The 6369-nt window shown below is 71.8% G+C and carries 6 protein-coding genes; all 6 read right to left on the bottom strand.

The window, feature by feature from the left end:
• Positions 1–209: 209 nt before the first annotated feature.
• Complete coding sequence (secF, locus tag AB0J36_RS34155; protein WP_357399289.1) at positions 210–1400, bottom strand: protein translocase subunit SecF; 1191 nt, start codon at positions 1398–1400, stop codon at positions 210–212.
• Between the two features lies 1 nt (position 1401).
• Positions 1402–3285: a protein translocase subunit SecD gene (secD, locus tag AB0J36_RS34150; RefSeq protein WP_357399286.1), complete on the bottom strand. Its 1884-nt coding sequence runs from the start codon at positions 3283–3285 to the stop codon at positions 1402–1404.
• A gap of 279 nt (positions 3286–3564) precedes the next feature.
• Complete coding sequence (yajC, locus tag AB0J36_RS34145) at positions 3565–3903, bottom strand: preprotein translocase subunit YajC (RefSeq protein ID WP_357134887.1); 339 nt, start codon at positions 3901–3903, stop codon at positions 3565–3567.
• 139 nt (positions 3904–4042) lie between these two features.
• Entirely contained in the window at positions 4043–5110 is a 1068-nt protein-coding gene (gene ruvB, locus AB0J36_RS34140; protein WP_357134889.1) for a Holliday junction branch migration DNA helicase RuvB, read from the bottom strand.
• A complete protein-coding gene (gene ruvA / locus AB0J36_RS34135) occupies positions 5107–5709 on the bottom strand; it encodes a Holliday junction branch migration protein RuvA (protein ID WP_357134891.1) in 603 nt (200 codons plus the stop codon). The genes ruvB and ruvA overlap by 4 nt, the downstream gene beginning before the upstream one ends.
• The gene (ruvC, locus tag AB0J36_RS34130; RefSeq protein WP_357134893.1) at positions 5706–6233 is read right to left on the bottom strand and encodes a crossover junction endodeoxyribonuclease RuvC; all 528 of its coding nucleotides are present in this window, start codon (positions 6231–6233) and stop codon (positions 5706–5708) included. Before ruvC ends, ruvA begins: the two co-directional genes overlap by 4 nt.
• Between the last annotated feature and the right edge of the window lie 136 nt (positions 6234–6369).

Here is a 6369-nt window from a genome sequence, read left to right as displayed (position 1 = left end):
CAGCGCCGGGTGCCGCTGCTGGTCGGACTCGGCTCGGTCACCGCCGGGCTGGCCCTGCTCGTCGTCCTCGGCGCACCACGGCCCCTGCTCCCGGGTCAGCCCCGGCCCATTCAGGTGCTGCGAAAGGAAGGGCCCCTTGTTAACGCCTGGTGCATAACAAGGGGCCCTTCCTTTCGCCCTCGCCTCGCGCCGGTGAGCGCGCCGGCCGGTCAGCGACGCTTCGCGCCACCGGGCCGGTTACCGCCGCCGCCGGGGCGGCCGCCCCGCGCGCCGGTCGGCCGCTTGCCCGCCGGCCGCGAACCCACCTTGGGGGCCGCGCCGGCCAGCGCCGCCGAGTCCGGGTCGATCACGTCGGCCGCGTCGCCGTCGACCGGCGTCGGCGTAACCTTGCCGGTGGCCTCACCACGGCCCAACGCACCCCGGCGGGTCTGCACCCGCTTGTTGTGCGCCTGGATACGCGGGTCGTAGTTCTTCAGCAGCGCCAGCAGCGGCGTCGCCACCAGGATGGAGGTCAGGAACGCCACCGCCATACCGACGAACAGCACCAGGCCGAGGTCCTTCAGGGTGCCCGCGCCGAGCAGGCCGGCACCGATGAAGAGCAGACCGCCGACCGGCAGGAGCGCCACCACGGAGGTGTTGAGCGACCGCATGAGGCTCTGGTTGACGGCCAGGTTGGCCGCCTCGCTGTACGTCATGTTGTTGTTGGCGGTGATGCCCCGCGTGTTCTCCTGCACCTTGTCGAAGACCACCACCACGTCGTAGAGCGCGAAGCCCAGGATCGTGAGGAAGCCGATGATCGTCGACGGGGTGACCTCGAAGCCGACCAGCGAATAGATGCCGGCGGTCAGGATCAGGTTCATGAACAGCGACGAGACCGCCGCGACGGCCATCCGCCACTCGAAGCGCAGGATCAGGTAGACCATCACCAGCGCGATGAAGATGACCAGGCCGAGCACCGCCCGCTCGGTCACCTGGCTGCCCCACGCCTCGCTGACCTGGTTGCTGCTGATCTCGTTGGCGTTGATGTCGAGGTCTTCGGCGATCTGGGCCTTGACCGCGTTGGCCTGCTCGACGGTGAGCTGCGGCGTCCGCAGCTCGTACGAGTCGCCACCCGGGCCGCCGACCTTCTGCGTGGTGGCGACCTTGACGCCGGTGTTCTCGGTCGCGAGGGCCGAGTTGACCTCGCGCTCGGCGTCGTCCAGGGTGCCGACGCTGGCCGGCACCTGGAACGAGTTACCGCCGGCGAACTCGATGCCGAGGCTGAAACCGCGGAGCGCGAAGCTGAGGATCGCGACCAGGATCAGGACACCGGCGACACCGAACCACAGCTTGCGGCGGCCGACGATGTTGAGACCGGCCTCGCCGTTGTAGAGGCGGCTCGCCAAACCGTTTTGAGCCATCTCAGGCCTCCTTGGCGCGCGGGTTGCGGGGCTGAGTCTGCTGGCTGCGGGCCGGAAGAGCCCGGCCCAGGCCGCTGACCCGCGGGGACAGGAACGCCCGGGTCCGGGCGAACATCGTCATGATCGGGTGCCGGAAGAGGAAGACCACGACCAGGTCCAGCACCGTGGCCAGGCCGAGCGCGAACGCGAAGCCCTTGACCGTGCCGACCGAGACCACGTAGAGCACCACCGCGGAGAGCAACGTGATCGCGTTGGCCGAGATGATCGTCCGGCGGGCCCGGATCCAGGCGCGGGGCACCGCGCTGCGTGGGCTGCGACCCTCTCTGATCTCGTCCTTGAGTCGTTCGAAGTAGATGACGAACGAGTCCGCCGCCACACCGAGCGAGACGATCATGCCGGCGATGCCGGCGAGGGTGAGCGTGAAGCCGATCTGCCGGCCGAGCACCACCAGCGCGCCGAAGACCAGCAGCGCGGAGAGGATGAGGCTCAGGAAGATGACCGAGCCGAGCAGCCGGTAGTAGAAGAACGCGTAGATGATGACCAGCAGCATGCCGATGCCGGCCGCGAGCAGACCGGCCCGCAGGTGGCTGGCGCCCAGGGTCGCCGTGACGTTCTGCGCCTCCTGCTGCTCGAACGTCACCGGCAGCGCGCCGTAGCGGAGCTGACCGGCGAGGGTGCTGGCGTCCTTCTGGGTGAACTGGCCGGTGATCTGCGAGTTGCCGGTCAGCACACCCTGGATCTCCGGCGAGGAGACGATCTCGTTGTCCAGCACCACGGCCACCCGGCACTTGCCGTCCTGGCCGAGGGCGGTGGCGTCACAGGCCTGGCCCTCGTTGCCGAACGCCTCGCGGGTCAGCGCCGTCCACTTGCCCTGGCCGTCGCCCGTGAAGTCGAGGCTGACCACCCAGGAGTTGGCCTGGTCGAGCACCGCGTCGGCGTCGTCCACGTCGGTACCCAGCACCTTGGCCTGGTCGAGCAGGTACTTCGACGCGCCGTCCTCGCAGGACACGACCTGCTGCTTCGGGTCGGAGATCGACGCCGGCGGGCGCTTGTCGAGCTGCGCGCAACCGATCGTCGGCACGTTGAACTGCATCTGCGCCGGCAGGACGGCGACCTCTTGCGGGGTCAGCGTGCTGAACGGCTTGAGCTTGTCGCCCAGCGACGGGTCGGCGCTCAGGTCGGCGGGGGCCTGCAGGCCACTCGCGGCCTGCCAGGCGGCGGCTCCGACCTTCTGCTCGACTGCCTTGCGCTGCTCCTCGATGCTCGCCGGCACCGGCTCGGCGCTGGCGCTCGCCGAGGGCGCGGCACTCGCGGAGGCCGACGGGGTCGGCGTGGCGCTGGCGGACGGCGCGGGCGCCATCCCGCCCTGTCCACCGCTGGCCGACGGGGTCACCTTCGGCGCGGCGCTGGCCGACGGGGCGCCGGACGGCGGCGCGGCGCTCGGGGTCGGCGCAGCGGCCGGCGGCGCGACGGCCGTCCCGCTGCCGTCGGCGGCCTTGAGCACCTTGCGGAAGCGCAGCTCGGCGGCGCTGCCCACGTCGGTGAGGTCCCGGTTCTCACCGGGCAGGGAGATGACGATGTTCCGGTTGCCCTCGGTGACCACCTCGGCCTCGGCCACGCCGAACGCGTTGACCCGGCTCTCGATGATCTGGCGGGCCTCCTCGAGGTTCTCCGCCGTCGGGGGCTTACCGTCGACGGAGTTGGTCGCCTCCAGCGTGACCCGGGTGCCGCCGATCAGGTCCAGGCCGAGCCGTGGCTCCAGCCGGTCCTTGAAGCTGCCGCTGGCACCGCCCGCGAAGAACACCAGAAGGTAGAGGACGACGAAGATGAGCCCGAGCACGGCGAGTTGCCGGCCGGGGCGCATCTGTCCCTGAGGTGGTGCCACGGTTGTCCTGTCTCCCTGTACGGTCGCGCCGCTGCGCGCGGCGGCGGCGAGTGTCGAGCCGGGGGTTCCGGCCAACGATCTGACCTGGGTCGGCGGGGTGCCGACACAGTGACCGGACACGCCGGCACGGGGACGCCGACGGCCACGGGAACGTGCCGACGCCCGGCGTCGACCCAACTATCCAGTTTTCACGTCACGTCCGCTGCCCCGTCGGGCGCGGTGCCCCGGGGAGTCGGTCGGCCGGCCTTGCCGCCGGAACCGTCGACCCCTCGCGGGAGGTCACTCCTTGACGGTGTCCGCGTCCTCGGTGACCGGCTCGCTCGGCAGCTCCGCGCGGGTGACCACCCGGGCGATGGCCGGGCGGGCGTAGCGGGTCTGGACGCCCGGAGCGATCTCGAGCAGGACGGCGTCGTCCTCGACGCCGGTGACCGTGCCGTAGAGCCCGCCGATGGTGACGACCTCGTCGCCCGGGCCGAGCCCGGACTGCATGGCCTCGGCGTCGCGACGACGCTTCTGCTGGGGACGGATCATCATGAAGTACATGACGCCGCCGAGCAGGACGACCATCAGGACCGGCGTGAAGCCGCCGGCTCCACCACCCGCTGCAAGGTATTGCACGGTTACTGCCTTCCCATTGGCCTCCACGCCGGCACGGGGGGTGCCGGAGCGGAGGCGGATTCTCACAACCTGTACAGACCGCGGCGAAGTCTAATCCCTGCACCTGAGAACACCGAATGCGGCACAGATCACGTTCACATTACGGCTGATCGGTATCTACGGAGAACAGATCGGGTGTCGGCGGGATATCCGCCCCAAATGTACCATTCGGTGGCGTACGCCCCAGATGCAGCCAGGCGGCCTCCGTCGCCACCCGCCCCCGGGGCGTGCGCGCCAACAGGCCGGCACGCACCAGGAACGGCTCGCAGACCTCCTCGACCGTGTCCGGCTGCTCCCCCACCGCCACGGCGAGGGTGGACAGCCCGACCGGGCCACCCCGGAACGAGTCCACCAGGGCGGTCAGCACCGCCCGGTCCAACCGGTCCAGGCCCAGCGCGTCGACGTCGTACACCGTCAGCGCCTTGCGGGCCGTGCCGAGGGTGACCACACCGTCGGCGCGGACCTCCGCGTAGTCACGGACCCGGCGCAACAACCGGTTGGCGATCCGGGGCGTGCCCCGGGAGCGGCCCGCGATCTCGGCCGCGCCGTCCGGGGTGATCGGCACCCCGAGGATGCGCGCCGAACGGTGCAGCAGCGTCTCCAGATCCGCCGGGGCGTAGAAGTCGAGGTGCGCGACGAAACCGAACCGGTCCCGCATGGGTCCGGTCAGCAGACCCGAGCGGGTGGTCGCGCCGACCAGGGTGAACGGCTCGACGTCCAGCGGGATCGCGGTCGCGCCCGGCCCCTTGCCGACCACCACGTCGACCCGGAAGTCCTCCATCGCGCTGTAGAGCAGCTCCTCCGCCGGTCGGGCGATCCGGTGGATCTCGTCGATGAAGAGCACGTCGCCCTCGGCGAGGCTGGTCAGGATCGCCGCCAGGTCACCCGACCGTTCGATCGCCGGACCGCTGGTCACTCGGATGCCCGCGCCCAGCTCGGCGGCGACGATGTTGGCGAGGCTCGTCTTGCCCAGCCCGGGTGGCCCGGAGAGCAGGATGTGGTCCGGGGGCGACCCCCGCCGCATGGCGCCCTGCAACAGCAGGTCGAGCTGGTCACGCACCCGGTCCTGGGCGATGAACTCCGCCAGCCGCCGAGGCCGTACGGTCGCCTCCGCGTCGCGCTCGGCATCGCTGACGTACGCCGAGACGAGCCCGTCGGTCTCGCTCATCGGGTCCGGCCCAGCAGCCGGATGGCCTGCTTGAGCAGGACCGGCACGGGCGGGGTGGGCCCGTCGATCGTCTCCGCCACGGCGGCCACCGCCTGGTCCGCCTGCCCGGCCGTCCAGCCCAGCCCGACAAGCGCCTGCCGGACCTGGTCGGGCCACGCGCCACCGGTCACGCCACCGGCCCCGTCGGCGCCGATCGAGACCGGGCCGATGCGGTCACGCAACTCCAGCACCAGCCGCTCGGCGCCCTTCTTGCCGATCCCGGGCACCCGGGTCAGCGCGGCGGTGTCGGCGTTGGCGATGGCCTTGCGCACCGCGTCCGGCGTGTGCACCGCCAGCACGGCCTGGGCCAGCCGCGGGCCGACCCCGCTGGCGGTCTGCAACAGCTCGAACAGCGCCCTGGCGTCGTCGTCGGCGAACCCGTACAGGGTCAGCGAATCCTCCCGGACCACCAGGCTGGTCGCCAGCCGCGCCGACTGTCCCACCCGCAGCTCGGCGAGCGTCCCGGGAGCGCAGTGCACGGCCAGGCCGACCCCGCCGACCTCGATCACGGCCAGATCCGGACCCGTCGCGGTCACCGTGCCGCGCACGCTGGCGATCATCGTGCTCCTCCTCGTCGTGCCCGGTCGGCCGCCGCGGCCAGCTTGGACCGGGTGCCGCCGCGCCACACGTGACAGATGGCCAGGGCGAGCGCGTCGGCGGCGTCCGCCGGTTTCGGCGGCTCGGCCAACCGCAGCAGCCGGGTCACCATCGCGGTCATCTGCGCCTTGTCGGCCTGACCGGAACCGGTCACCGCCGCCTTCACCTCGCTCGGGGTGTACGTCTGCACCGGCAACCCGGCCCGCGCCCCGGCCAGCACCGCGATGCCGCTGGCCTGGGCGGTGCCCATCACCGTACGGACGTTGTGCTGACTGAACACCCGCTCGACGGCGACACTCTCCGGTTCGTGCTTGGTCACCAACTCGGTCAGCGACCGGTCCAGGTGCAGCAGCCGCAACGCCAGGTCGTCGGCCGGATCGGTGTAGACCACGTAGTAGGCGACCAGCGTGCAGGGCCGGCCGGGCACGCCCTCGACGACGCCCACCCCACAGCGCGTCAACCCCGGATCGACCCCCAGCACCCGCACGCCGCCCCCTCCCCCAGTACGTGTGTTCGACACCCTAACCCCCACCCTCCCCACCGCCCCCACGGGACACGCCCCGCGCCCCGCGCCCCGCGCCCCGCGCCCCGCGCCCCGCGCCCCGCGCCCCGCGCCCCGCGCC

Origin of the sequence: Micromonospora sp. NPDC049662, from assembly GCF_040675055.1 — a bacterium.
Taxonomy (GTDB): domain Bacteria; phylum Actinomycetota; class Actinomycetes; order Mycobacteriales; family Micromonosporaceae; genus Micromonospora.
Note: the sequence above shows the minus strand (reverse complement) of the source record. Positions and strands in the feature narration are given on the sequence as shown.

Coding starts and splice junctions, on each gene's coding strand:
- secF (WP_357399289.1), bottom strand. CDS start 1,400: ATGGCTCAAAACGGTTTGGCGAGCCGCCTCTACAACGGCGAGGCCGGT.
- ruvB (WP_357134889.1), bottom strand. CDS start 5,110: ATGAGCGAGACCGACGGGCTCGTCTCGGCGTACGTCAGCGATGCCGAG.
- ruvA (WP_357134891.1), bottom strand. CDS start 5,709: ATGATCGCCAGCGTGCGCGGCACGGTGACCGCGACGGGTCCGGATCTG.